The following is a 22,159-nucleotide window of genomic DNA, read 5'->3' as shown; positions in this document are numbered from 1 at the left end:
ATAAATTGACTTTACTCTTTTCCTTGGCTTTCAAACTGTCTAGTTAGGTCGTGGAGTTTTGGGAGGAGCGATGACCGGGCATGGCCGCGACAGGTAAGAGGGCGACGATCCATGATGTGGCGCGGCTCGCCGGAGTATCGATCAAAACCGTATCGCGCGTCTATAATGACGAGCCCAATGTGCGCGATGCCATCCGCGAAAAGGTCCGTCAGGCAGGCGCGGAGCTGCGCTATCGTCCCAATGCGGCGGCGCGCAATCTGGTCGAACGCCGCTCGCATCTGATCGGGCTGTTCTTTGAAAATCCCAGCCAGAGCTATGTTTCGGAATTGCAGGTCGGCGCGCTCGACCGGCTGCGCGGCACGCGCTACCGGCTGCTGATATTCCCCATCGAAAATCGCGATGATATTCGCGGTTCCCTGATCGAAACCGCCCATGCATCCGGTCTGGACGGCATTATCGTAACCCCGCCAATGTCGGATGATCCGGAAATCTTGCAGGAACTTATCGCCTCGGCCATGCCTTTTGCGCGCGTGGCGGGCGATTTCAATGTGCACCCCACCGATAGCGTGGCCATTGACGATGACGCCGCCACCGTCGAACTGATGCAATATCTGCTCGATCTCGGCCATGAAAGGATTGCCATCATCACCGGCGATCTTTCGCACCGCTCGGCGCAATTGCGTCTTGAAGCCTATCGCCAGACCTTGCAAAAGGTCGGAATCACGCGCAATCCCGCTTATGAAGTGGAGGGCGGCTTTAGTTTTGCAAGTGGCTTGCAGGCGGGGAAAACCCTGCTTTCCTTAAAAGATCGGCCCACGGCCATTTTTGCATCGAATGACGATATGGCTGCGGCGGTGGTGCAGGTCGCCCATGAGCGCAAGATCAAGGTGCCTGACGATCTGACGGTCGTGGGCTTTGATGACAGCAGCATCGCCAGCATGGTGTCGCCGCAGATCACGACCATCCGTCAGCCCATTCTGGAAATGACCCGCGATGCGGTCGATATGCTGCTTCGCCAGATCGACACGAATGAAACATCTCCCTCGCGCCGCATCGACTACCAGCTTGTCATCCGCCAGTCTTCCGGCAAGGCGCGATTATAGCTTTTTGGGCCATGCCGCGAGCCTGTGGGCAAGATGCGAAACCGCCCCATGCAGGATCATGGTGAAAGCGGCCAGAACCAACAGGCAGGCGAACATCAGGTCCACCTTGGCGCGCCCATTGGCCAGCAGCATCAGATAGCCAAGCCCTTTGGACGCTCCCACCCATTCGCCGACCACCGCGCCGATGGGGGCATAGACGGCTGCAAGGCTAAGGCCCGAAGCAAGCGCGGGAAAAGCCGCCGGTATGCGCACGCAAAACAGGATGGCGTTCGGCTTTGCGCCAAGATTTTCCGCCGCATCGATCAGATTGCGGTCGGTGCGCTGCATACCATCGAAAAAGGTGGAAACGACCGGAAAAAAGATCATCAGCAGGATGACGGCGATTTTTGATGTGGGTCCATATCCGAACCATAGGGTGAGGATCGGCGCGAGCGCGAAAATCGGGATGGCCTGACTGAACACCAGCAAAGGCATCACCAGCCTTTGCATGAGCGGTGACATCATCAGGGCGATGGCGGTAATCGCTCCCACCGCACTGCCAAGCACAAGACCGCCCAGAACCTCGCCAAAGGTGACAATGGCATTATCCACGATCAGCCGCCCATTGGCGAAAAGCGCATGAAACACATCGAGCGGGCCGGGCAGGATGAAGCGCGGCATCTGCCAGAGGCTCACCACCGCCTGCCATAGTAGCAGAACGGCGCCCGCCGACAGAAATCCGTCGGCAATGCGCCTTTTGCGGGGGCGTTTTGAGAGAACGCTTTCCACCTATGCGGCCTTCAAGCCCATCTGCCAGAAGGAAGCCTCAAGCCTGCTTGCGGTTGCAAATATCTGGCACAGGCGCGGCCAGCGCGGGCTGTTCTCGAAATCCTCGCCGATACGATCCTTTGCCGCCTGATCAAACAGCTTGCCGACATCATGGCACATCTGCTGAAAATCATCGCCCGCATAGGTATCGATCCACTCCCGATAGGGCGTGTCGGGGGCGGCGCTGGCAGCGAGATTGAGGCCGATCTCGCCATAGCCATGCGCGCAGGGAACGAGTGCTGCCAGAAGATCGAGAAAATCTCCTGCCTGTCCGCAATCGAGCACATAGCGCGTATAGGCAAGGTTTTCCGGCTCTTCGCGCGTGATGAAAAGCTCTTCCTCGCTGATCCCCTCACGCGCGCAGATGCCGATATGCAGCGGCAGTTCCACGCTGGCCAGACCATGCATGATGTCGGCGCAAAGGCGGCTTTCCTGCAAGGTCGTGGCCTTCACGACGCCAAGCGCCCATGCGCGCGCATAATGATGCAGATAGACATAATCCTGCCTGAGATAATGCAGGAAAGCAGATTTCGGCAAGGTTCCATCGCCCAGCCCGCGCACGAATGCGTGGCCGATGAAGGGCTTCCAGTCCTCTATTGTCGCAGCACGCAGGCGGCTGAAAAGCTTTGACGAAAAATCCGGTTGCGGCAGGTTCATGACTTGTCTCCTTCAGCATTTACATCGATGGCGAGCTGTTCGACGGGCAGGATGGATGGGACGAGGCCATTCTCATGCAGATAGGCCTCGTAGCGGCTCCAGCGCCCATGATCGAGGCTGGCGGGTGCACGCGAAAAGCGTGCAACCGTGTCTTTCCATGCGCGCTGGTTCAACTCATCCTTGAGTTCGCTGCTATAGGACGAGAACAGCGCATAGCCCTTGTCGGGATGGTTGACGATGAATTGCGCGGCCTTTTCCGTGGCGCCCAGAAAGCGCGATATTTTATCTTTCTCCAGCCGGTCCTTGTTGGCGACATAGACCAGTTCGTCATAGACCGGCACGCCTTCCTCCTCGACGAAGAAGCACTTGCCTTTGACGCCTTCGATTTCCATCTGGTTCAATTCGACGTTGCGATAGGCTCCCATCACCGCATCGACCTGTTTCGACATCAGCGCCGGCGCGAGCGAGAAATTGACATTGATCAATTCGACGTCGGACATTTTTACGCCATGCCCGCCCAGAATGGTTTCGAGCAGGACTTCCTCCACCCCGGCGACGGAAAAGCCGATCTTCCTGCCCTCAAGATCGGCGATTTCGTTCACCGAACCATCGTCACGCACCATCAGGCAGTTGAGCGGGGAATCGACCAATGTGCCAACCCGGATGAGCGGCATGTCGGCGTGCACATCCAGATGCACCTGCTGCTGATAGGAAATGGCAAGATCGGCCTGCCCCGCCGCCACCATTTTCGGCGGCACCGAGGCATCGGCGGGCGCGATGATTTCGACATCCAGCCCCGCATCGGTGAAATAGCCCAGCTTCTCTGCGACGATGATCGGGCCGTGATCGGGGTTCACATACCAGTCTAAAATGAGCTTGAGCTTGTCATTGGCCTGCGCGCCTGTCGTCAGGGCGGCAGAAAGGGTGGCGCTGAAAAGCGCGGCAAAAATCAGTTTTTTCATGCATTCCTCCGTAAAAGATCAGGCCATGATCTTGTCAGTTACATGGGCGCGGGTGATGTCGATCCATTCCCGCACGCGGGCTTCAGGGTCGGCATTCAGCGTGATGTCGGTGACGACAGACACAATATCGGCCCCCGCGGCAAAGACGCCGGGCGCGCGCTCGACGCTCATGCCGCCAATGCCGACAAGCGGAATATCGCCAATGCGCGCCTTCCATTCGCCAAGGCGCGGCAGGCCCTGCTGCTCCCATTTCATCTTCTTGAGAATGGTCGGATAGATCGGGCCGAGCGCGATATAATCAGGCTTGAGCGCAAGCGCGCGGTCGAGTTCCGCTTCGTCATGGCTGGAGACGCCAAGCTTCAGCCCGCCCGCGCGGATGGCTCCAAGATCGGCTTCATCAAGGTCTTCCTGTCCCAGATGAATGAAATCGCAGCCTTCTTCCAGCGCCAGTTGCCAGTAATCATTAACGATCAACTGGCAGTCATGGGCCGCGCAAAGTGCGCGTGCTGCGCGAATTTCTGCGCGCAGTTCCGCCTCGCTTTTGTCTTTGATGCGAAGCTGCACCAGCTTGATGCCCAATGGCACCAGCCGCCTGAGCCAGTTCGTACTGTCGAAAATCGGGTAAAAGGGATCAAGAACCATCACAGAAACGCCTTTCCAATAAGGGGAGTGGAGGGAGCGGCCATGTCGCGCGCTTCGATCGGGTCCGCCTCATAGGCGATGCGTCCGGCCTCGATGGCCAGGGCGAAGGCGCGTGCCATGGCCGCAGGCTCGCCTGCCTTGGCAACCGCGGTATTGAGCAGCACCGCGTCATAACCAAGTTCCATCGCTGCTGCCGCGTGTGACGGCACGCCGATGCCTGCATCGACCACGAGCGGAATATCGGTAAAATGCGCGCGCATGGTTTTGAGCGCATAGGGATTGTTCAGCCCGCGCCCGGAGCCGATCGGCGCGCCCCATGGCATCAGCACCTTGCAGCCTGCCTCGACGAGTTTTTCCGCGACCACCAGATCGTCATTCATATAGGGAAATACCTCGAAACCCTCGTCGCAGAGGATGCGGGCGGCTTCGACAAGGCCGAACGGATCGGGCTGCAATGTATCGTGATCGCCAATGACTTCGAGCTTGATCCAGTTGGTGCCGAACACTTCACGCGCCATTTTTGCGGTGGTGACGGCTTCGCGTGCCGTGTGGCAGCCAGCCGTATTGGGCAGAACCTGCGCGCCAAGCTGGCGGATCAGCGCCCAGAAATCCTGCCCCGCGCGCGCTTCGCCGCTTTCACGCCTGAGCGATACGGTGACGATCTGGCATCCGGAGGCACGCACCGCATCGGCCAGAATGGCGGGCGAGGGATAAAGTGCTGTGCCGAGCAGCAGGCGGCTTTCAAATTGTTTGCCGTAAAATTCCAGCATTTCAGCCTCCCTGCATCGGGGCGAGCACTTCGATGCGGTCGCCTTCGGAAAGGACGGTTGCAGCGCGCTCATCGCTTGCGATGAATTCGCCATTGAGCGCGGTTGCCACCACCGCTTCATCAAGCTCGATTTCATTGAGCAATGCTGCAAGATTGCTTGATTGCGTTTTATGCGCTTCGCCGTTCAGAACGATATTCATGCATGGTCCTCCATGAATTCAGGATGAGCTTGGGGATCGGTTGCGGCTGCGACTGCCATGCGCGCCACCGCTGGCGAAAGCAGAAAGCCGTGCCGGTAAAGCCCGTTGAGGAAAATGGTTTTGCCGCGCCTGTGCACACGCGGCAGGTTGTCGGGAAAGGCCGGACGCGCATCGACGCCGGTTTCAAGAATTTCCGCTTCGCCAAATGCCGGATGCAGCGCGTAGGCGGCGCTGAGCATTTCCAGCGTCGAGCGCACGCTGATATGGCCTTTCTGGTCGCTTTCGATCATGGTTGCGCCGACCATATGCACGCCGTCGCCGCGCGGCACGATATAAAGCGGAATGCGCGGATGCAGCAGCCGCACGGGACGCGAAAGATTGATGTCGCGCGAGCGGATGAGCAGCATTTCCCCCTTCACGCCGCGCAATTCCGGCAGCATGTCGCGGGCGGCAAGCCCGCGCGCATCGACAATAATATCGGCATCGATTTCCGCCTCTTTCGCATCCGTGCCGAGGCGAAAAACCACGCCCTGTTTTTGCAGATGGTCGGCAAGCTCGATCAGCGCCTTGCGCGGATCAAGATGACCTTCGCCGGAAAAGAACAGCCCCTGCCGGAAACGGCCTGCAAGGTCTGGTTCCAGCGCGTCGATGCGTTCCTGATCGATGATGCCGAAGGCGCTGGTGCGGCGGGAAAAGCGGCGTAACTCGCTGGCATCGCGGCTGTGCGTAAGCACCAGCGTGCCCTCGCGCCTGACGCCTGAAACATGCCGCTCCCACCAGTTTAAGGCTTCCTGCCCAAGACGCACCACCGGTTCTTCCGCGCTTTCGCCCTCGCACCATGGGGCCAGCATCCCGCCTGCAAGCCATGAGCAGCAATCGGCCCCGATTTGCGCACTGCGGGCAATCACGGTGACGGCATGGCCGTGATCGGTAAATTCTGCGGCAGCGGCAAGTCCTGCCACGCCTGCGCCGATGATCGTAACCCGCATCACACCCTCTCCCACAGATTATGGAAGTGGTGCACCGGGCCGTGGCCGCTGCCGACCGCAAGCTGGTCTGCTGCACGGATTGCGCCTTGCAGATAAAGATGCGCTTGCGAAAGCGCGTCGTCGAGCGGCAGCTTTCGCGCCAGCCCCGCCGCAATGGCCGAAGACAGCGTGCAGCCCGTGCCATGGGTGTTTTTGGTTGAAATGCGTGTTGCTTCGAGCCGCAGGGTCGGCTGGTCCGGGCGGATGAGAAGATCGGTGCAGACGTCCCCTTCCGCATGCCCGCCCTTCATCAGAACCGCTTTCGCGCCAAGCGCAAGCAGGGCGTGACCCTGTTCTTCCGCCTCGTCTTCGTTGCGTGCTGCATCGACATCGAGCAGGCAGGCTGCTTCCGGCCTGTTGGGGGTAAGCAATGTTGCCAGCGGAAAGAGCATCTCACGCAAGGCCGAGATCGCGGTGTCGCTTAAAAGCCGGTCGCCCGATTTTGCCACCATCACCGGATCGAGCACGACAGGGCCGGAAAAATGTGCAAGTCCGCCTGCAATGGCTTCAATGGTTTCCGGCACCGACACCATGCCGATCTTCACCGCCGCCACATCAAGATCACCGAACACGACATCGATCTGCGCCGAAACGATTGGCGCGGGTACATCATGGACCGCCGTGACGGTGCGCGTATTCTGCGCGGTAATGGCGGTAATCACGCTTGCGCCATAGACGCCAAGCGCCGAGAATGTCTTGAGGTCGGCCTGAATGCCCGCACCACCGCCGCTGTCGGAACCGGCAATGGTTACGCATATCGGCGCAGATGCGGCATTGCCGTCAATCAGTTTGGTTTGGGAGAGGTTTTGTATCTGGTTCATCGTGACGTCTCTCATTCCGAACGGAAAGTGAGACGTCTTGAACTGGTATGGAGCCTAAGCTCCATTGAGGGATTGCCCCTCATCCGCGACGCGTCAAACTCCGTTCCCTACGCAGGTATTACCCGGATCAGGTTCAATGGGTTAACGCGTAGCCGCGTCTCTCAGCCTCGAAAGGCACCCCAACGAATTTTGTGCCTCTAGGCATAGGCCGGAAACTCGGACGGGTCAAGGGGCGCGAAAAGACCGGGCCAGAGGGGCTTGACCTTCCAACGGTGGGAAGGCTTATTTATAGAGCAACTCTTGATATTGCGCCCTTCCTGCGAGGGCGAAAGGAATTGCCATGAACCAACAAATCAAAACGGATCTTGCCAGCTTTGCCGTTCCCGTCGAGGGAATGAATTGCGCCTCCTGCGTTTCATCGGTTGAAAAAGCGGTCGCGAAAGTGCCGGGTGTCGACAGGGTTTCGGTCAATCTTGCCACCGAGCGCGCCGATGTGACCTTCAAGGATGCGCCGGACATGCCCGCCGTGATCGAGGCCATTCGCAAGGCGGGCTATGACGTTCCATCCGCCAGCATGGATCTTGCGATTGAAGGCATGAGCTGCGCTTCCTGCGTGAGCAAGGTCGAAAAAACGCTCCTTGCCGTTCCCGGCGTCACGCGCGCCAGCGTCAATCTGGCGACAGAGCGCGCACATGTGGAACTGGCCGGTGCGGTGTCGACTGCCGATCTGGTCGGGGCGGTTAAAAAGGCAGGCTATGAAGCGCATGCACTGAATGAGGCGGGCAGTGACGCCAAGGCGCAAACCCAGTCCGACAAGCGCGATGCGGAAGCGGCAGAGCTGAAAAAGAGCGTCATTGTGGCCGCTATCCTCACCTTGCCGGTTTTTGTGCTGGAAATGGGTTCGCACCTTTTTTCGGCGGTCCATATGTTCGTCATGGACACGATCGGCATGCAGAATAACTGGTATCTGCAATTGGTACTGACCACGCTGGTCCTGTTCGGGCCGGGCCTGCGTTTCTTCAAGAAAGGCATCCCCGCATTGCTGCGCGGCACGCCGGATATGAATTCGCTCGTTGTGGTCGGCACTGCGGCGGCATGGGGATTTTCGGTCGTGGCCACCTTCTGGCCCGACCTGCTGCCGGAAGGCACGGTCAATGTCTATTTCGAGGCGGCGGCGGTCATCGTTACGCTCATTCTCATTGGCCGCTACCTGGAAGCGCGCGCCAAGGGCCGCACCAGTGCTGCAATCGGGCGTCTCGTCGGCTTGCAGGCAAAGTCGGCGCGTGTGGTGCGCGATGGCGCAGCGCTTGACGTGCCGCTGGAAGATGTGCGCGAAGGCGACATCGTGCAGGTGCGTCCGGGCGAAAAAGTGCCGGTCGATGGCGAGGTGATCGAAGGCTCGTCTTATGTGGATGAATCGATGATTACCGGCGAACCGGTGCCGGTCGCCAAGGAAGCGGGCGCGCAAGTGGTGGGCGGCACCATCAACAAGACGGGCGCTTTCACTTTCCGCGCCACCAAGGTCGGGCGCGATATGGTGATCTCGCAGATCATCCGCATGGTCGAGGAGGCGCAGGCCGACAAACTGCCCATTCAGGCCATGGTCGATAAGGTCACAGGCTGGTTCGTCCCGGCGGTGCTGGCCGCAGCAGCGCTCACCTTCGTGGTCTGGCTGGCTATAGGCGGCACGGCCATGATGGGCTATGCGCTGGTCAATGCCATCGCGGTCGTCATCATCGCCTGCCCCTGCGCGATGGGGCTTGCAACGCCGACCTCCATCATGGTCGGCACTGGCCGCGCTGCTGAATTTGGCGTCCTGTTTCGTCGCGGCGACGCATTGCAAACCCTGCGCGACGCATCGGTGATCGCGGTCGATAAGACCGGAACGCTGACGCAGGGCAAGCCCGCTCTGGCGCATTTTGCGGTTGCAGAGGGTTTTGACGCCGATGCAGTGCTGGCGCAGGTGGCTGCGGTCGAGGCGCGTTCCGAACACCCCATCGCCCATGCGATTGTCACGGCGGCGAAGGAAAAAGGGCTGAGGCTCGCGGATGTGTCATCGTTTGAATCCGTCCCCGGCTTCGGCCTGAAGGCCAGCGTGTCCGGTCAGGAAATTGCCATCGGGGCCGACCGCTATATGGCGAAGATCGGTGCTGATGTCGGAATATTTGCCGATGACGCACAGCGTCTGGGCGACGAAGGCCAGACCCCGCTTTATGCGGCGATTGATGGCCAGCTTGCCGCCATCATCACGGTTGCCGACCCGATGAAGGAAACCACGCCCGCAGCCATTGCCGCCATGCATGAGCAGGGGCTGAAAGTGGCAATGATTACCGGCGACAATCGCCGCACCGCGCAGGCGATCGCCAAGCGCCTCGGCATCGATGAAGTGGTGGCGGAAGTTCTGCCCGATGGCAAGGTCGATGCCCTGAAGCGGCTTTCGGCGGGGGGCGCGCGCATTGCTTTTGTCGGCGACGGCATCAATGACGCGCCAGCGCTTGCTGCCGCCGATGTCGGCATCGCGATTGGCACCGGCACGGATATTGCGATTGAAAGCGCCGATGTGGTGCTGATGTCGGGCGATCTGCGCGGCGTCGTCAATGCCATTGCCATCTCGAAGGCGACGATCCGCAATATCGGCGAGAACCTGTTCTGGGCCTTCGCCTATAATGTGGCGCTGATTCCGGTTGCGGCAGGCATCCTTTATCCGTTCACCGGCACGCTGCTCTCGCCAGTGCTGGCGGCAGGCGCCATGGCGCTTTCAAGCATCTTCGTGCTGTCCAATGCACTGAGATTGCGCGGCTTCAAAAGCCCGATGGCGTCTTAATGTGTTCCCACTGCCTTGCCATAGGTACGGATGACATTGCGCACGGCTTCGAGCATGAGCGCGCGGGGGTTGGCTTCAACCGCCCCCGCAGCCACAGCCGGATAAAGCGTTCCCAGATATTGGCTGATGAGCGTTTGCGGAATCCTGCGCCCTTCAAGCTGCTTTAACAGGGCATCGACCGCTGCCGCCGCATCCTTGTGCGGCCAGTAATAGCGGATGCGGTCGCTATAGGAAAAATGACGCTGGAGGCGGAGTTCGTCTGCATCGCCATGGTAATATTTTTCCCAGTTCTTCGGCTCTGCAAGCAGCAGCCTTTCCATCTTGCCGCGCAATGTTTCTTCCTCTGGCAGCTTGTCGAGGAAAGCTGCGATCTGGTCCAGCCCATAAAGCGCTTCGCGCAGGGCGAAGGTGAGGCCGGGGCCGACCTTGAGAATGGCAAAACCGTCATGCACCAGTGCAGACAAGGCTTCCACCGGCTGATAGTCGGTCGAATGGGCCTCAAAGACGAATTGCGGCATCTCCTTGAGAGCGCTGCTCAATGAAGCCGCTTTTTTGCTGTCGTAAAAGACGACATTCTCATTGCCGAATTCCACACCCGGCTGCACCACTGCGCCGATGGCGCGTGAAAAGGCGTCCTGAAGCCCAAGGGCTGCAAAAGCCTCGCGGTGAATGGCGACAGTCTCAAGTGCCGCTTGCGGCGCGGTCAGTTCGAGGTCCTCGATCTCTTCCATCGCGCCGCCGGGGATCGGAACCTCGGTGCCGATCACATAGACGGGCAGGTTGAAGCCCGCTTCACTGGCGGCTGCTTCCGATATTTTCGCAAGGCGCGCCGCGCGTTGTGCGGTGACGGCATCGGGCAGCGCCACCGGCTCGCCCGCACAGCCCATGGATGTGTCGAGGTGGATTTTGGTAAAGCCCGCGCGCACGAAGGCGTCGATCATGGCTTCGGCCTTTTGCATGGCTTCCTCGGCGGAAAGATGCTTCCACGGATTGGGGCCAAGATGATCGCCGCCCAGAATAAGACGTTTTACGTCGAAACCGATGCGTGCGGCGATTTCTTCCACGAAGCGGCGGAAATCGGCGGGCGTCATGCCGGTATAGCCGCCATCCTGATTGACCTGATTGCAGGTCGCCTCGATCAATACATCCGTATTGGTTGCAATGCCTTCGAGAAGTGCTGCTTCAATGACGAGCGGATGGGCGGAGCAGATCGACGTGATTCCGCCGTGATTGCCTTTGGCAAAGCGCGCGGGCAGGGTGCTCAGACGTTGGGTGCTGCTCATGCCGATGCTCCCTGTGCTTCAAGAAATGCTTCGATTTCGGCCATGGTCGATGTGCCTTCCATCGGGCCTTTGACGCTGACCGCGCGCGCACCCGCGGCATTGGCAATGCGCAGTGCGGCAGCGGGTTCCATGCCGCGCAGCCAGCAGGTGACGAAGGCCGCGCCAAAACTGTCGCCAGCGCCGGTCGGGTCCACTTCCTCGACCTTGAACGCGGGCGAAAACACTTCACCGGCGCGGTCGAAATAGCTTGCGCCTTCCGCTCCGCGCTTGATGACGACGGCCTTGATGCCGCGCGCCAGCAATTCGTCCACGGCGGCTTTTTCCTCGGTGGCCTTGGTGAAGAGAAAGATTTCCGCGCCGCTTGGCATGAAGAGATCGGTATTTTCCAGCGCATGGGCGAGCGCCTGGCGCATACCGGGAAGATCGAGCATTTCCTTGCGGATATTGGGATCGAACGAGACGGTGCCGCCCCTGGCCTTGATGCGCACGGTCGCTTCATGAATGGCTGCGACGATGCCGTCCGAAAACAGCGCCGACCCCATAATATGCAGGTGATCGGCGCTTTCGATGAGCTTTTCGGCATCCGCCGTGAGGCCAATGGCGCTGCATGCGCTGTGCCTGATATTGAAGATGAAATCGCGCTCGCCATCGGGGCGATAGCGCACGAAGGCGCTGCCCGTCGCTGCTGTCGGGTGCACGAGGATAGCCGAAACATCCACGCCATCGCGGCGCAGCCGCTCAATATTGAGCGCGCCGAAATCATCATTGCCCACCGCACTGACAAGCCCGCCGGGCTGGCCCATTTTTGCAGCCTGATCGATGAAGATCGCAGGCGCGCCGGAAGGGAAGGGACCAATCAGCGGTATGGCTTTTTTAAAACCTTCGCCCGGCTCCAGAGCCATGATTTCCACGACGATCTCGCCGAAAGTGACGATCTTTTTCATATGACACTATTCCAGACGCAAAAGCGCATTCAGACTGGTAGAGAATATGCATCGAGTCAATGTAAAACTTGTCGCGCGTAAATTTACTTACGCCCACCTTGCAATGAAGGAAATCAGACCTTGCTTTGCAGCAATTCGCCCTTTCGCGGTGCATGGCTGCGGATTTTCTGCGAACCGCGATCGGCCAGTTGCTGGATGATCGGGCAATCGGGGCGGTCGTCACCATGGCAATTATGGGCGAGATGGCGCAGCGTATCGGCCATTTCCTGCAACTGGCGCATCTTGGCTTCCAGTTCCTCGACATGCGCGAGCGCCACTTTTTTCACATCGCCAGAGGCCCGGTTGCGATCGCGCCACAGCGCGAGCAATTCCCTGATCTGGTCAACCTGAAAGCCCAGATCCCGGCTGCTGCGGATGAAGCGCAGTGTTTCGACGTCTTTTTGCGTGTAAACCCGATAGCCCGAACTGGTGCGCTCGGCGGCTTCGATCAGCCCTATGGCTTCATAATGGCGGATCATCTTGGCCGAAATGCCCGAGGCCGTTGCGGCTTGTCCGATATTCATCGCGTTCCTCACCGGTCTGTGCGTTCAGCCGTATATAAGAACGCCGCGCGGCGATGCAACGCGCAGACAAGGAAAACTCCCGCCCGGTGAGGGGCGGGAGCGAAGTTCATTGAGCTTTTCAGCCTGCGAAATCGTTCTGCGTGCCGTGCGCCTCGATGGCCTGCGCCAGACGGACAAGCGCATGCACATAGGCTGCGGTGCGCAGGGTCAGGCCATGTTCCTTGGCATGATTCCAGATGGCGCGGCCTTCACGCTCCATGATCCTTTGCAGGCGCTCATGGATTTCTTCCAGACCCCAATAATAGCCCTGACGGTTCTGAACCCACTCGAAATAGGAAACCGTGACGCCGCCGGCATTGGCAAGAATGTCGGGCAGGATGACGACGCCCTTCTTGCCGAGGATTTCGTCGGCTTCCGAGGTCAGCGGACCGTTGGCGAGTTCGACGATGAGCTTGGCGCGAACCGAAGCGGCATTGTCCTCGTCGATCATGTTTTCCATGGCGCTTGGAACCAGCACGTCGCAATCCACGCCGACCAGTTCCTCGCCGCGCAGGGCCTCATGGCCCTTCTGGCCGATGGTGGCGATCACGGACTTGTTTTCGTTCTTGACGGCGAGCAGAAGATCGAGATCAAGACCGTCCGCGCAATAGACCGCACCGGCGGAATCCGACACGGCGACGATTTTGTGACCGTCGCTGGCCATCAGCCTGGCAATATGCTGACCCGCATTGCCAAAGCCCTGAATGGCGACGCGAAGCTGCGGCGCAAGGCCGAGATCGGGCGCGAGATGACGCACCAGATAGAAGCCGCCGCGCGCGGTTGCATCGTCGCGGCCGAGCGAACCGCCCAGCGCCAGCGGCTTGCCGGTAATAACGGCAGGGGAAGACTGGCCGACGATCTGCGAATATTCGTCTGCCATCCAGCCCATGATCATGGAATTGGTGTAGACGTCCGGTGCCGGAATATCGCGGTCGGGGCCGATAATGCCGGAGAAAGCCTGAATATAGGCGCGCGAAAGGCGTTCAAGTTCGGCCTTGGAAAGCTGGCGCGGATCAACCTGGATCGCACCCTTGCCGCCGCCATAAGGCAGGTTCATGACCGCGCATTTGAAGGTCATCCAGAAGGCAAGTGTCTCGACTTCCTCGTCGGTTGCATGCGGATGATAGCGGATGCCGCCCTTGGTCGGGCCGCGCGTGTCGTCATAACGGCAGCGCCATGCAAGAAAGGATTTTCGCGATCCGTCGTCCATACGAATCATGAGACGGACCTTCATCGTCTCGCGCGCAAATTTGAGCTTCTCAATAACGTCCGGGTCGATATTGATGTGGCTTGCTGCGTCATCGAGACGGACGAGCGCGCTTTCGAGCAGATTCTCCTTGGTCACGAAATCACCTTTCTTGCGTTTAATTTTTTAAAATGCGCTTTTACGGACATCTGACTATCGTTTTACGCAATAAAAGAAAAGCAAAAAGGACAACCATGTTGTCCTATTTTTCATTTTTTTGCCTGTTCGACTGATCTGCCCCGTCAGGTGGGGCCGGTCAGGCAGGCAGGTGAAATCCATCGCGGAATGTCATGTCGCAAGATGGTGTTGATGTCGCATTTATGACCGGTTTTGACGCAAGCCTGCTGTCGGGCTTTCGCGCGAAGCCATACAAATATCATCAATGGCTTCAAGCGGCCCATAAGTCCTCAAAGGGCCTGTGGCGCCCTGTGTAACTGGTGGTGGTTCATGTCCCGCTTTTCTTTAGCTTCTGTCGTCAGCAATGCCTTTTCGGGCAATAAAAAATGGGAGCCGCAATGGCCGGATGCCGAACCCAAGGCCGAATATGATGTCATCATCGTCGGCGCTGGCGGGCATGGTCTTGGCACCGCCTATTATCTTGCCAAAGAGCATGGCATCACCAATGTCGCGGTGATCGAAAAAGGATGGCTTGGCGGCGGCAATACCGGGCGCAACACCACCATCATCCGCTCCAACTATCTTTATGACGAAAGCGCCCATCTTTATGATCACGCCGTCAAGCTCTGGGAAGGGCTGAGTCAGGAACTCAATTATAACGTCATGTTCTCGCAGCGCGGCGTCATGATGCTGGCCCATACGGTGCACGACGTGCAGAGCTTCAAGCGCCATATTTATGCCAACCGCCTCAATGGCGTCGATAATGAATGGCTGACAAAAGAGCAGGCAAAGGAATATTGCCCGCCGCTCGATATTTCCCCCAATGCCCGCTATCCCGTCATGGGCGCCACCTTGCAGCGGCGCGGTGGCGTGGCCCGCCACGATGCGGTGGCCTGGGGCTATGCGCGCGGTGCGTCGCAGCGCGGCGTCGACATCATCCAGAATTGCCCCGTAACCGCGATCCGCCGCGACCCGACGGGCCGTGTTTCCGGCGTCGACACGCCGCGCGGCTTTATCAAGGCAAAGAAGGTCGCGGTGGTGGCCGCAGGCAGTACATCCGTGGTCATGGATACGGCGGGCGTGCGCATGCCGCTTGAAAGCTTCCCGCTTCAGGCGCTGGTTTCCGAGCCGGTCAAGCCGATCTTCCCCTGCGTGGTCATGTCGAACACGGTCCATGCCTATATCAGCCAGTCCGACAAGGGCGAGCTGGTGATCGGTTCAGGCACGGATCAATACGTCTCCTATAGCCAGCGCGGCGGCCTGCCGCTGATCGAGCATACGGTCGCCGCCATCTGTGAGGTGTTTCCGATCTTCACCCGCATGCGCATGCTGCGCAAATGGGGCGGCATCGTCGATGTCACGCCTGATCGTTCGCCGATCATCGGCAAGACGCCGGTGCCGGGGCTTTACGTCAATTGCGGCTGGGGCACGGGCGGCTTCAAGGCGACGCCGGGATCGGCCCATGTTTTCGCCCATACGGTTGCGCGCGATGAGCCGCATTGGATCAACGCGCCCTATACGCTTGAGCGTTTCAAGACCGGTCGCCTCATCGATGAAGCGGCAGCCGCCGCTGTGGCTCACTAAAGGAAAAGGAATAGGGGAAACCTCATGCTTCTTATCCGTTGTCCCTATTGCGAAATGGAACGGCCTGAACTCGAATTCGCCTATGCGGGCGAGGCGCATATTGCGCGGCCTGCCGATCCTTCGGCGCTTTCCGACGATGAATGGCGCGATTTTCTGTTCATCCGTTCGAACCCGCGCGGCACCCATCATGAACGCTGGCGGCATATCAATGGCTGCGGCTGTTTCTTCAATGCCGTGCGCGACACGGTGAGCGACAAGTTCGTGACGACTTACAAGGCGGGAGAACCGCGTCCGGTGCAGGTTGAAACTGCGGCTGCGGAGACGAAATGATGACCGATATGCGTATTCAGGATAAAGGCCGCGTCAACCGTTCAAAGCCGGTGCGTTTTTCTTTCAACGGCCAGAATTATAATGGCTATGAAGGCGATACGCTCGCCTCCGCCCTGCTTGCCAATGGCGAGCATCTGGCGGGCCGCTCGTTCAAATATCACCGTCCGCGCGGCATTCTCTCCGCAGGCTCCGAAGAGCCGAACGCGCTGATGGGCGTTTCACGCGGCGGCGGGCGCTATGAGCCGAACACGCGCGCAACCGTGCTTGAGCTTTATGACGGGCTGAAAGCCGAAAGCCAGAACCATTGGCCCTCGCTCAAACACGATGTCGGCGCGGTCAATGACGCGCTTTACATGTTCTTTTCGGCGGGCTTCTACTACAAGACCTTCATGTGGCCCAAAAGCTTCTGGAACAAGGTCTATGAGCCCTTCATCCGCGGCGCTGCCGGTCTTGGAAAGTCGCCCTCCGAGCCTGATCCGGATAGCTATGCCAGCCGCTATGCCTATTGCGATGTGCTGGTTGTGGGCGCTGGTCCCGCCGGTCTTGCGGCCGCACTTGAAGCTGCAAAAAGCGGCGCAAAGGTCATGCTGGTTGACGAACAGGCCGAAATGGGCGGTTCGCTCCTTTCCGAGCCGGAGCCGGTCGTCAATGGCCGCGCAAGCTGGGACTGGCTGCAAGAAACGCTGGCAACGCTTGGCGCGATGCCCAATGTCACGCTTTTGCCGCGCACCACGGCGATTGGTTATTATCATCAGAACATGCTGGGCCTCTGCCAGCGCCTGACCGATCATCTGTCGAAGCCTGCGAGCAGCGCGCCGCGCGAACGCATGTGGCGGGTGCGCGCAAAGCAGGTGGTGCTGGCGCAGGGTGCAATCGAAAAGCCGCTGGTCTTTGCAGGCAATGACCGTCCCGGCGTCATGCTGGCAGGGGCCGCGCGCACCTATCTCAACCGCTATGGCGTCAAGGTCGGCAACAAGGCTGTTGTCGTCACCTCGCATGACAGCGCATGGCTTGCGGCCTTCGATCTGGCGGTCGCGGGCGTCAAGGTTCCCGCGATCATCGATATACGCGAAAATGTCGCCGACAGTCTTCTCAACCGCGCCAAGATGCTGGGCATCGAAACGCTGACGGGCTGGACGGTGACCGACACGGCGGGCCGTCTGCGTGTCTCTTCCGTGCGCGCCAACCCTGTAAAGGGAGGCACGGTCGGAGCAGCGCGCACCATTGCCTGCGATGTGGTGCTGATGTCGGGCGGCTGGAATCCGAGCGTGCATCTTTTCTCCCATACCAAGGGCCAGCTTGTCTGGGACGAGGAACGCCAGATCTACCTGCCGGGCGAGCCGACCGAAGAAAGCCGCTGCGCGGGTGCGGGCAACGGCAATTTCGACCTTGCGGCCGCCTTGCGCGAAGGCGCGCAATGTGGTGCTGCCGCCGCAGCCGATGCAGGCCATAAGGCCCGGGCGGGAGAATATGCGGTGGCGGGTGATTTCATCTGCTCCGGCGTCAATTGCCGCGAATTGCCCACCGATCGCGATCCGGGCAAGGCCAAGGCTTTCATCGATTTCCAGAATGACGTGACCGCCAAGGATATTCGACTGGCCGTGCGCGAGGGCTTCCGCTCCATCGAGCATATCAAGCGCTATACCACCAATGGCATGGCGACCGATCAGGGCAAGACCTCCAACATCAACGGTCTGGCGGTTGCCTCCGATGCGCTCAGCCGCCCCGCGCCGCAGGTGGGCCTCACGACCTTCCGCCCGCCCTATACGCCGACGACATTTGGCGCATTCTGCGGCTATAATCGCGGGCCGCTATTCGACGTCACGCGCAAGACGCCGATCGATTCATGGGCCGAGCAGCATGGCGCGGCCTTTGAGCCGGTTTCGCTGTGGCGCCGCGCCTGGTATTTCCCAAAGCCCGGTGAGGATATGCATCAGGCTGTGGCGCGTGAATGCAAGGCAACGCGCCAATCGCTTGGCATGTTCGATGCCTCGACGCTCGGCAAGATCGAAGTGGTCGGGCCTGATGCTGCCGAATTCATGAACCGCATGTATACCAACCCATGGACCAAGCTTGGCGTCGGTCGCTGCCGCTATGGCCTGCTTCTGGGCGAGGACGGCTATATTCGCGATGACGGCGTTGTGGGCAGGCTCTCGCAGGACCGTTTCCACGTCACCACCACGACGGGCGGGGCGGCGAGCGTGCTTAATCTGATGGAGGATTATCTCCAGACCGAATGGCCGGAGCTGAAAGTTTCGCTGACTTCCACCACCGAACAATGGGCGGTGGTGGCGATCAACGGGCCGAATGCGCGCAAGCTCATCGAGCCAATGGTCGAAGGGCTGGATATTTCGGATGAAGCCTTCCCGCATATGTCGGTTGCGCAATGCACATTCCTCGGCGTGCCCGCGCGCCTGTTCCGCATGAGCTTCACCGGCGAACTGGGCTTTGAAATCAACGTGCCCGCGCGCTATGGTCTGGCGCTCTGGAAGGCGCTCTATGAAGCCGGCCAGCAATATGACATCACGCCCTATGGCACCGAAACCATGCACGTTCTGCGCGCTGAAAAGGGCTATATCATCGTCGGGCAGGACACCGACGGCACGGTGACGCCGGACGATGCCAGCCTTGGCTGGGCCATCGGCAAGCAGAAGGCCGATTTCGTCGGCAAGCGCTCATTGTCCCGCCCCGATATATTGAAAACGGATCGCAAACATCTGGTCGGCCTGCTGACCAGCGATCCGAAGGTCGTGCTTGAAGAAGGCGCGCAGATCGTTGCCGATCCGAAACAGGCGGTGCCGATGACCATGCTTGGTCATGTCACCTCGTCCTATTGGAGCGAGCCGCTGGGCCGTTCCATCGCCATGGCGCTGGTCGCGGGCGGCAAGGATCGTATGGGCGAGACACTTTATATGCCAACCACCGATGGCCGGGTGCTGGAAGCCACCGTCACGGGAACGGTGTTCTATGACCCCGAAGGCAAGAAGCTGAACGGATAAGGATTAAATCATGCTCGAACAATTCAACCCTTATTCGAATCGCCGCATCGCCATTTCCGGGCGTCTTGACGTGCGCCCGGCGCAGGATACGGCACGCTTCATTTTACGCATTGCACCCGCCCGGCTGGCGCTGGCCGAAAAGGCGCTGGGCGCAAAAATTCCGGCAAAAATCGGCGAACTGGTGAAAACCGGCGAAACAGCGGTCGCCTGTATCGGCCCCGATGAATGGTATATCTGGGCCGAAGAATCCAAAGCTGGCGCAATCACCGGGGCGTTCGGCAAGCTTTATGAAAGCGAACCGCATAGTCTGGTCGAAGTCAGCCATCGCGAGACGGGCATCGACATCAGCGGCCAGCAGGCGGAATGGCTGCTCAATGCCGCTTCGCCGCTCGATCTGTCGGCCATGGCGGCACCGGGTGCCGCACGCACGATCTTCGATCGCGTGCAGATCATTTTGATCAAATGGGATGCCGATCATTACCGGATCGAAGTGTGGAACTCGTTTGCCGATTATGTCTGGACCTTGCTGGAAGCGGCAAGCCGTGAGGTCGAACTGGCAGTCTAATCCGCGCTGCCCAGATCCGCGCCCACTAGTTTGGACAAGTCCCGAACCGTGTCGAGAAGCAGGGTAATGGTCTGCGTTATATCGGGTGCGGATGCGGGATTGGCGAGCGTGACGAAGGGGCAGGTAAGGGCGGCGATGCAGGCGTCGTCCGGACCGAGAATGGGAGCGGACAGATTATAAACGCCAGCCACTTGCGCGCTGGGCATCATCTCATAGCCGCGCTCCCTGATCTGGTCGAGATGTTCGTAAAAGCCTTCGCCAAGCTCGGCGGAGCCGCCTTCCATGCCGTGGGCGGCGATCATCATCCTGCGCTCCTCGGGCGAGCGGAAGGCCAGCAGCACATGTCCTGAACCTGTATCGAACAGGCTGATGTGAGAGCCGACGCGAATGGAAATCCCCCAATAATCGGGGGCTTCCTGCTGGGCGATGACGACGACCGAGCCCCGGTCGAAAACCACCAGTTGATTGGCCTGTCTGGAGCGCTCGGCAAGATCGCGCATGAAGGGCGCTGCAAATGAGGCGAGCCTGCGCACGGGCGCATGCAGCTGCGCAAGACCGAACAGCTTCAGCGTCAATGAATAGCGGTCGCCATCGAGCTTTGTCACATAGCCGCGCTTCACCAGCCGGTCGAGCATGCGGTAGAATTCATTCGGGCTGCGGTCGAGATTCTTTGCGATCTCCGCCTGACTAAGCCCGCCATCCACACTGGCCAGCAATTCGAGAATATCCAGCCCTTTGTCGAGCGCAGGGGCGCGGTAGCGATCATCTGTCTCCAAACCTGTCCCCTTCATGAATAATTTCTTCGATATGAATGACAACATGGATGAGGTCGCTGGTACAGAATGCGCCTTGACCGCTTTTGAATATTATGTTTGCATATAAATACCGAATTGACAATCGGGCATGGATCGGAGGAGTTGTCCGTCCTGGCGAGGAGAAGCATGCGGCATTTCAAGGCATCTCTTCGGGCTGATTCTATCCTGCCGGTGAGGGGGATGGTATCCGCTGGGGCGGTTTGCTGCGACCATATCCTGCCTGCCGAGTGGAAGGCTTGAGAATGACGATACGATTTGACGGAAAAACCGCCCTTGTGACCGCTGCGGCACAGGGTATTGGCCGCGCCAGCGCGCTGGCTTTTGCCGAGGCTGGCGCAAAGGTCTATGCAACCGACATCAATATGGATGCATTGCAGGAGATCGAAGGTGTGTCGGGCATCGTCACGCGCAAGCTTGACGTTCTCGATGAGGCGGCAGTCAATGCGCTTGTGGCCGAGATCGGACAGGTCGATATATTGTTCAATTGCGCGGGCGTCGTCCATGGCGGCTCCATTCTGGAAATGAAGGATGAAGACCTCGACTTCGCCGTCAATCTCAACGTCAAGGCGATGATCCGCACCATTCGCGCCGTGCTTCCGGGCATGCTGGAGCGCAAGGACGGCTCGATCGTCAACATGGCCTCGGTCGCATCCAGCGTTAAGGGCGTGCCTAACCGCTTTGCCTATGGCGTCACCAAGGCTGCCGTCATCGGCCTGACCAAAGCCGTCGCCGCCGATTATATCGGGCAGGGCATCCGCTGCAACGCGATTTGCCCCGGCACGGTGGAAAGCCCGTCGCTGCAGGCTCGCCTGCGTTTGCAGGGTGATTATGAAGAGCAGCGCGCCGCCTTCATCGCGCGCCAGCCCATTGGCCGTATCGGCCAGCCCGAAGAAATCGCCGATCTTGCCGTCTATCTCGCCGGTGCCACCTACACCAGCGGTCAGGCCTATAATATCGATGGCGGCTGGACGATCTAGCTGCCGTTCCATTTCCCAAAGAGGAGTATGACAATGAAGTTTCTTCGTTACGGTGAAGCCGGTCAGGAAAAGCCCGGCCTTCTCGATGCCGATGGCAATATCCGCGATCTTTCCGCCCATGTGAGCGATCTCTCCGGCGCAGCCCTCAGCCCTGATGCGCTGGCAAAGCTTGCCGCGCTCGACGTGAATTCACTGCCGAAAGTCGAAGGCAATCCACGTCTGGGGCCTTGCGTCGCGGGCACCGGTAAATTCATCTGCATCGGCCTCAACTATTCCGATCATGCCGCTGAAACCGGCGCGAGCGTGCCGCCGGAGCCGATCATCTTCATGAAGGCCACCTCGGCCATCGTCGGCCCCAATGATGATCTTGTCATCCCGCGCGGCTCCGAAAAGACCGACTGGGAAGTCGAGCTTGGCATCGTCATCGGCAAGACCGCGAAATATGTCAGCGAAGAAGATGCGCTCGATTATGTCGCCGGTTACTGCACCATCCACGACGTTTCCGAGCGCGCTTTCCAGATCGAGCGTCAGGGCCAGTGGACCAAGGGCAAGTCCTGCGACACGTTTGGCCCGACCGGCCCATGGCTGGTGACGAAAGACGAGATCGCAGACCCGGAAAACCTTGCCATGTGGCTCAAGGTCAATGGCGAAACCATGCAGGACGGCTCGTCGAAGACCATGATCTACGGCATCCGCCATCTGGTTTCCTACCTGTCGCAGTTCATGTCATTGCAGCCGGGCGACATCATCTCCACCGGCACGCCTCCCGGCGTCGGCATGGGCATGAAGCCGCCGCGCTATCTCAAGGCTGGCGACGTTGTCGAACTCGGCATCGAAGGCCTTGGCTCGCAAAAGCAGAACGTGCGCGCCGACATCTGATTACG

21 protein-coding genes and 1 riboswitch are annotated in these 22,159 nt (G+C 59.5%); of the genes, 8 read left to right on the top strand and 13 right to left on the bottom strand.

Translation table 11 applies throughout. The features are described from left to right. Nucleotides 1–80: 80 nt before the first annotated feature. Nucleotides 81–1,103 (top strand): LacI family DNA-binding transcriptional regulator, encoded by a 1,023-nt coding sequence (locus DKP76_RS01665; RefSeq protein ID WP_109704685.1) that lies wholly within the window; start codon nucleotides 81–83, stop codon nucleotides 1,101–1,103. Here the strand turns inward: DKP76_RS01665 and DKP76_RS01660 are convergent. From DKP76_RS01660 to thiD, 8 genes are read right to left on the bottom strand one after another with little or no spacing between them, the layout of a single operon-like run. Continuing rightward, nucleotides 1,098–1,871, bottom strand: a complete 774-nt coding sequence (locus tag DKP76_RS01660) for an ABC transporter permease (protein WP_109704684.1) — start codon at nucleotides 1,869–1,871, stop codon at nucleotides 1,098–1,100. The genes DKP76_RS01665 and DKP76_RS01660 overlap by 6 nt on opposite strands. Then, on the bottom strand, nucleotides 1,872–2,567 hold the full coding sequence (tenA, locus tag DKP76_RS01655) for a thiaminase II (protein ID WP_109704683.1): 696 nt from the start codon (nucleotides 2,565–2,567) through the stop codon (nucleotides 1,872–1,874). Next, nucleotides 2,564–3,529 carry an ABC transporter substrate-binding protein gene (locus DKP76_RS01650; protein ID WP_109704682.1) on the bottom strand — a complete coding sequence of 322 codons (966 nt, stop codon included), beginning with the start codon at nucleotides 3,527–3,529 and terminating at the stop codon, nucleotides 2,564–2,566. Before DKP76_RS01650 ends, tenA begins: the two co-directional genes overlap by 4 nt. A gap of 18 nt (nucleotides 3,530–3,547) precedes the next feature. Continuing rightward, nucleotides 3,548–4,174: a thiamine phosphate synthase gene (locus DKP76_RS01645; protein ID WP_199224725.1), complete on the bottom strand. Its 627-nt coding sequence runs from the start codon at nucleotides 4,172–4,174 to the stop codon at nucleotides 3,548–3,550. Then, on the bottom strand, nucleotides 4,171–4,941 hold the full coding sequence (locus DKP76_RS01640) for a thiazole synthase (RefSeq protein WP_109704680.1): 771 nt from the start codon (nucleotides 4,939–4,941) through the stop codon (nucleotides 4,171–4,173). The genes DKP76_RS01645 and DKP76_RS01640 overlap by 4 nt, the downstream gene beginning before the upstream one ends. Before the next feature lies 1 nt (nucleotide 4,942). Continuing rightward, on the bottom strand, nucleotides 4,943–5,140 hold the full coding sequence (thiS, locus tag DKP76_RS01635; protein WP_109704679.1) for a sulfur carrier protein ThiS: 198 nt from the start codon (nucleotides 5,138–5,140) through the stop codon (nucleotides 4,943–4,945). Next, nucleotides 5,137–6,129, bottom strand: a complete 993-nt coding sequence (gene thiO, locus DKP76_RS01630) for a glycine oxidase ThiO (RefSeq protein WP_109704678.1) — start codon at nucleotides 6,127–6,129, stop codon at nucleotides 5,137–5,139. The genes thiS and thiO overlap by 4 nt, the downstream gene beginning before the upstream one ends. Next, entirely contained in the window at nucleotides 6,129–6,989 is an 861-nt protein-coding gene (gene thiD, locus DKP76_RS01625) for a bifunctional hydroxymethylpyrimidine kinase/phosphomethylpyrimidine kinase (RefSeq protein ID WP_109704677.1), read from the bottom strand. Before thiD ends, thiO begins: the two co-directional genes overlap by 1 nt. A gap of 87 nt (nucleotides 6,990–7,076) precedes the next feature. Continuing rightward, a riboswitch (TPP riboswitch) is annotated at nucleotides 7,077–7,181 on the bottom strand. A 148-nt stretch (nucleotides 7,182–7,329) separates the two neighbouring features. Here thiD and DKP76_RS01620 point away from each other — a divergent pair. Next, nucleotides 7,330–9,813: a heavy metal translocating P-type ATPase gene (locus DKP76_RS01620; RefSeq protein ID WP_109704676.1), complete on the top strand. Its 2,484-nt coding sequence runs from the start codon at nucleotides 7,330–7,332 to the stop codon at nucleotides 9,811–9,813. Here the strand turns inward: DKP76_RS01620 and DKP76_RS01615 are convergent. From DKP76_RS01615 to DKP76_RS01600, 4 genes are all read right to left on the bottom strand, one after another. After that, nucleotides 9,810–11,096, bottom strand: coding sequence for a D-tagatose-bisphosphate aldolase, class II, non-catalytic subunit (locus DKP76_RS01615; RefSeq protein ID WP_109704675.1), 1,287 nt, complete (start codon nucleotides 11,094–11,096; stop codon nucleotides 9,810–9,812). The genes DKP76_RS01620 and DKP76_RS01615 overlap by 4 nt on opposite strands. Beyond that, nucleotides 11,093–12,040, bottom strand: a complete 948-nt coding sequence (locus DKP76_RS01610) for a tagatose kinase (RefSeq protein WP_109704674.1) — start codon at nucleotides 12,038–12,040, stop codon at nucleotides 11,093–11,095. Before DKP76_RS01610 ends, DKP76_RS01615 begins: the two co-directional genes overlap by 4 nt. Before the next feature lie 113 nt (nucleotides 12,041–12,153). Beyond that, entirely contained in the window at nucleotides 12,154–12,603 is a 450-nt protein-coding gene (gene cueR / locus DKP76_RS01605; RefSeq protein WP_109704673.1) for a Cu(I)-responsive transcriptional regulator, read from the bottom strand. 118 nt (nucleotides 12,604–12,721) lie between these two features. Then, the gene (locus DKP76_RS01600; protein ID WP_109704672.1) at nucleotides 12,722–13,987 is read right to left on the bottom strand and encodes a Glu/Leu/Phe/Val family dehydrogenase; all 1,266 of its coding nucleotides are present in this window, start codon (nucleotides 13,985–13,987) and stop codon (nucleotides 12,722–12,724) included. Nucleotides 13,988–14,335: 348 nt separating this feature from the next. Between DKP76_RS01600 and DKP76_RS01595 the strand changes: the two genes are divergently transcribed. Genes DKP76_RS01595 through DKP76_RS01580 form a run of 4 tightly spaced genes read left to right on the top strand, consistent with a single transcriptional unit; the run spans nucleotide 14,336 to nucleotide 19,483 of the window. Continuing rightward, nucleotides 14,336–15,589, top strand: a complete 1,254-nt coding sequence (locus DKP76_RS01595; RefSeq protein WP_109704671.1) for a sarcosine oxidase subunit beta family protein — start codon at nucleotides 14,336–14,338, stop codon at nucleotides 15,587–15,589. A 24-nt stretch (nucleotides 15,590–15,613) separates the two neighbouring features. Continuing rightward, the gene (locus DKP76_RS01590) at nucleotides 15,614–15,919 is read left to right on the top strand and encodes a sarcosine oxidase subunit delta (RefSeq protein ID WP_109704670.1); all 306 of its coding nucleotides are present in this window, start codon (nucleotides 15,614–15,616) and stop codon (nucleotides 15,917–15,919) included. Then, nucleotides 15,919–18,918: a sarcosine oxidase subunit alpha gene (locus tag DKP76_RS01585; RefSeq protein ID WP_109705124.1), complete on the top strand. Its 3,000-nt coding sequence runs from the start codon at nucleotides 15,919–15,921 to the stop codon at nucleotides 18,916–18,918. The genes DKP76_RS01590 and DKP76_RS01585 overlap by 1 nt, the downstream gene beginning before the upstream one ends. Nucleotides 18,919–18,928: 10 nt before the next feature. Further along, a complete protein-coding gene (locus DKP76_RS01580; protein WP_109704669.1) occupies nucleotides 18,929–19,483 on the top strand; it encodes a sarcosine oxidase subunit gamma in 555 nt (184 codons plus the stop codon). Here the strand turns inward: DKP76_RS01580 and DKP76_RS01575 are convergent. Continuing rightward, on the bottom strand, nucleotides 19,480–20,274 hold the full coding sequence (locus DKP76_RS01575; RefSeq protein ID WP_109704668.1) for an IclR family transcriptional regulator: 795 nt from the start codon (nucleotides 20,272–20,274) through the stop codon (nucleotides 19,480–19,482). The two genes, DKP76_RS01580 and DKP76_RS01575, sit on opposite strands and share 4 nt — an antisense overlap. A 266-nt stretch (nucleotides 20,275–20,540) precedes the next feature. On the opposite strand from DKP76_RS01575, the gene DKP76_RS01570 reads away from it, so the two are divergent. Continuing rightward, nucleotides 20,541–21,275, top strand: a complete 735-nt coding sequence (locus DKP76_RS01570) for an SDR family oxidoreductase (RefSeq protein WP_109704667.1) — start codon at nucleotides 20,541–20,543, stop codon at nucleotides 21,273–21,275. Between the two features lie 33 nt (nucleotides 21,276–21,308). Next, nucleotides 21,309–22,154 carry a fumarylacetoacetate hydrolase family protein gene (locus DKP76_RS01565; protein ID WP_109704666.1) on the top strand — a complete coding sequence of 282 codons (846 nt, stop codon included), beginning with the start codon at nucleotides 21,309–21,311 and terminating at the stop codon, nucleotides 22,152–22,154. The last annotated feature ends 5 nt before the right edge of the window (nucleotides 22,155–22,159 follow it).

The sequence above is a fragment of the Falsochrobactrum shanghaiense genome, assembly GCF_003149535.1.
Taxonomy (GTDB): domain Bacteria; phylum Pseudomonadota; class Alphaproteobacteria; order Rhizobiales; family Rhizobiaceae; genus Brucella; species Brucella shanghaiense.
Note: the sequence above shows the minus strand (reverse complement) of the source record. Positions and strands in the feature narration are given on the sequence as shown.

What these genes read in the sequence shown, in the direction of transcription:
- DKP76_RS01665 (WP_109704685.1), top strand. Translation starts at nt 81, where the DNA reads ATGGCCGCGACAGGTAAGAGGGCGACGATCCATGATGTGGCGCGGCTC.
- tenA (WP_109704683.1), bottom strand. Translation starts at nt 2,567, where the DNA reads ATGAACCTGCCGCAACCGGATTTTTCGTCAAAGCTTTTCAGCCGCCTG.
- DKP76_RS01650 (WP_109704682.1), bottom strand. Translation starts at nt 3,529, where the DNA reads ATGAAAAAACTGATTTTTGCCGCGCTTTTCAGCGCCACCCTTTCTGCC.
- DKP76_RS01640 (WP_109704680.1), bottom strand. Translation starts at nt 4,941, where the DNA reads ATGCTGGAATTTTACGGCAAACAATTTGAAAGCCGCCTGCTGCTCGGC.
- thiS (WP_109704679.1), bottom strand. Translation starts at nt 5,140, where the DNA reads ATGAATATCGTTCTGAACGGCGAAGCGCATAAAACGCAATCAAGCAAT.
- thiO (WP_109704678.1), bottom strand. Translation starts at nt 6,129, where the DNA reads ATGCGGGTTACGATCATCGGCGCAGGCGTGGCAGGACTTGCCGCTGCC.
- thiD (WP_109704677.1), bottom strand. Translation starts at nt 6,989, where the DNA reads ATGAACCAGATACAAAACCTCTCCCAAACCAAACTGATTGACGGCAAT.
- DKP76_RS01620 (WP_109704676.1), top strand. Translation starts at nt 7,330, where the DNA reads ATGAACCAACAAATCAAAACGGATCTTGCCAGCTTTGCCGTTCCCGTC.
- DKP76_RS01615 (WP_109704675.1), bottom strand. Translation starts at nt 11,096, where the DNA reads ATGAGCAGCACCCAACGTCTGAGCACCCTGCCCGCGCGCTTTGCCAAA.
- DKP76_RS01610 (WP_109704674.1), bottom strand. Translation starts at nt 12,040, where the DNA reads ATGAAAAAGATCGTCACTTTCGGCGAGATCGTCGTGGAAATCATGGCT.
- cueR (WP_109704673.1), bottom strand. Translation starts at nt 12,603, where the DNA reads ATGAATATCGGACAAGCCGCAACGGCCTCGGGCATTTCGGCCAAGATG.
- DKP76_RS01595 (WP_109704671.1), top strand. Translation starts at nt 14,336, where the DNA reads ATGTCCCGCTTTTCTTTAGCTTCTGTCGTCAGCAATGCCTTTTCGGGC.
- DKP76_RS01590 (WP_109704670.1), top strand. Translation starts at nt 15,614, where the DNA reads ATGCTTCTTATCCGTTGTCCCTATTGCGAAATGGAACGGCCTGAACTC.
- DKP76_RS01585 (WP_109705124.1), top strand. Translation starts at nt 15,919, where the DNA reads ATGACCGATATGCGTATTCAGGATAAAGGCCGCGTCAACCGTTCAAAG.
- DKP76_RS01580 (WP_109704669.1), top strand. Translation starts at nt 18,929, where the DNA reads ATGCTCGAACAATTCAACCCTTATTCGAATCGCCGCATCGCCATTTCC.
- DKP76_RS01575 (WP_109704668.1), bottom strand. Translation starts at nt 20,274, where the DNA reads ATGAAGGGGACAGGTTTGGAGACAGATGATCGCTACCGCGCCCCTGCG.
- DKP76_RS01570 (WP_109704667.1), top strand. Translation starts at nt 20,541, where the DNA reads ATGACGATACGATTTGACGGAAAAACCGCCCTTGTGACCGCTGCGGCA.
- DKP76_RS01565 (WP_109704666.1), top strand. Translation starts at nt 21,309, where the DNA reads ATGAAGTTTCTTCGTTACGGTGAAGCCGGTCAGGAAAAGCCCGGCCTT.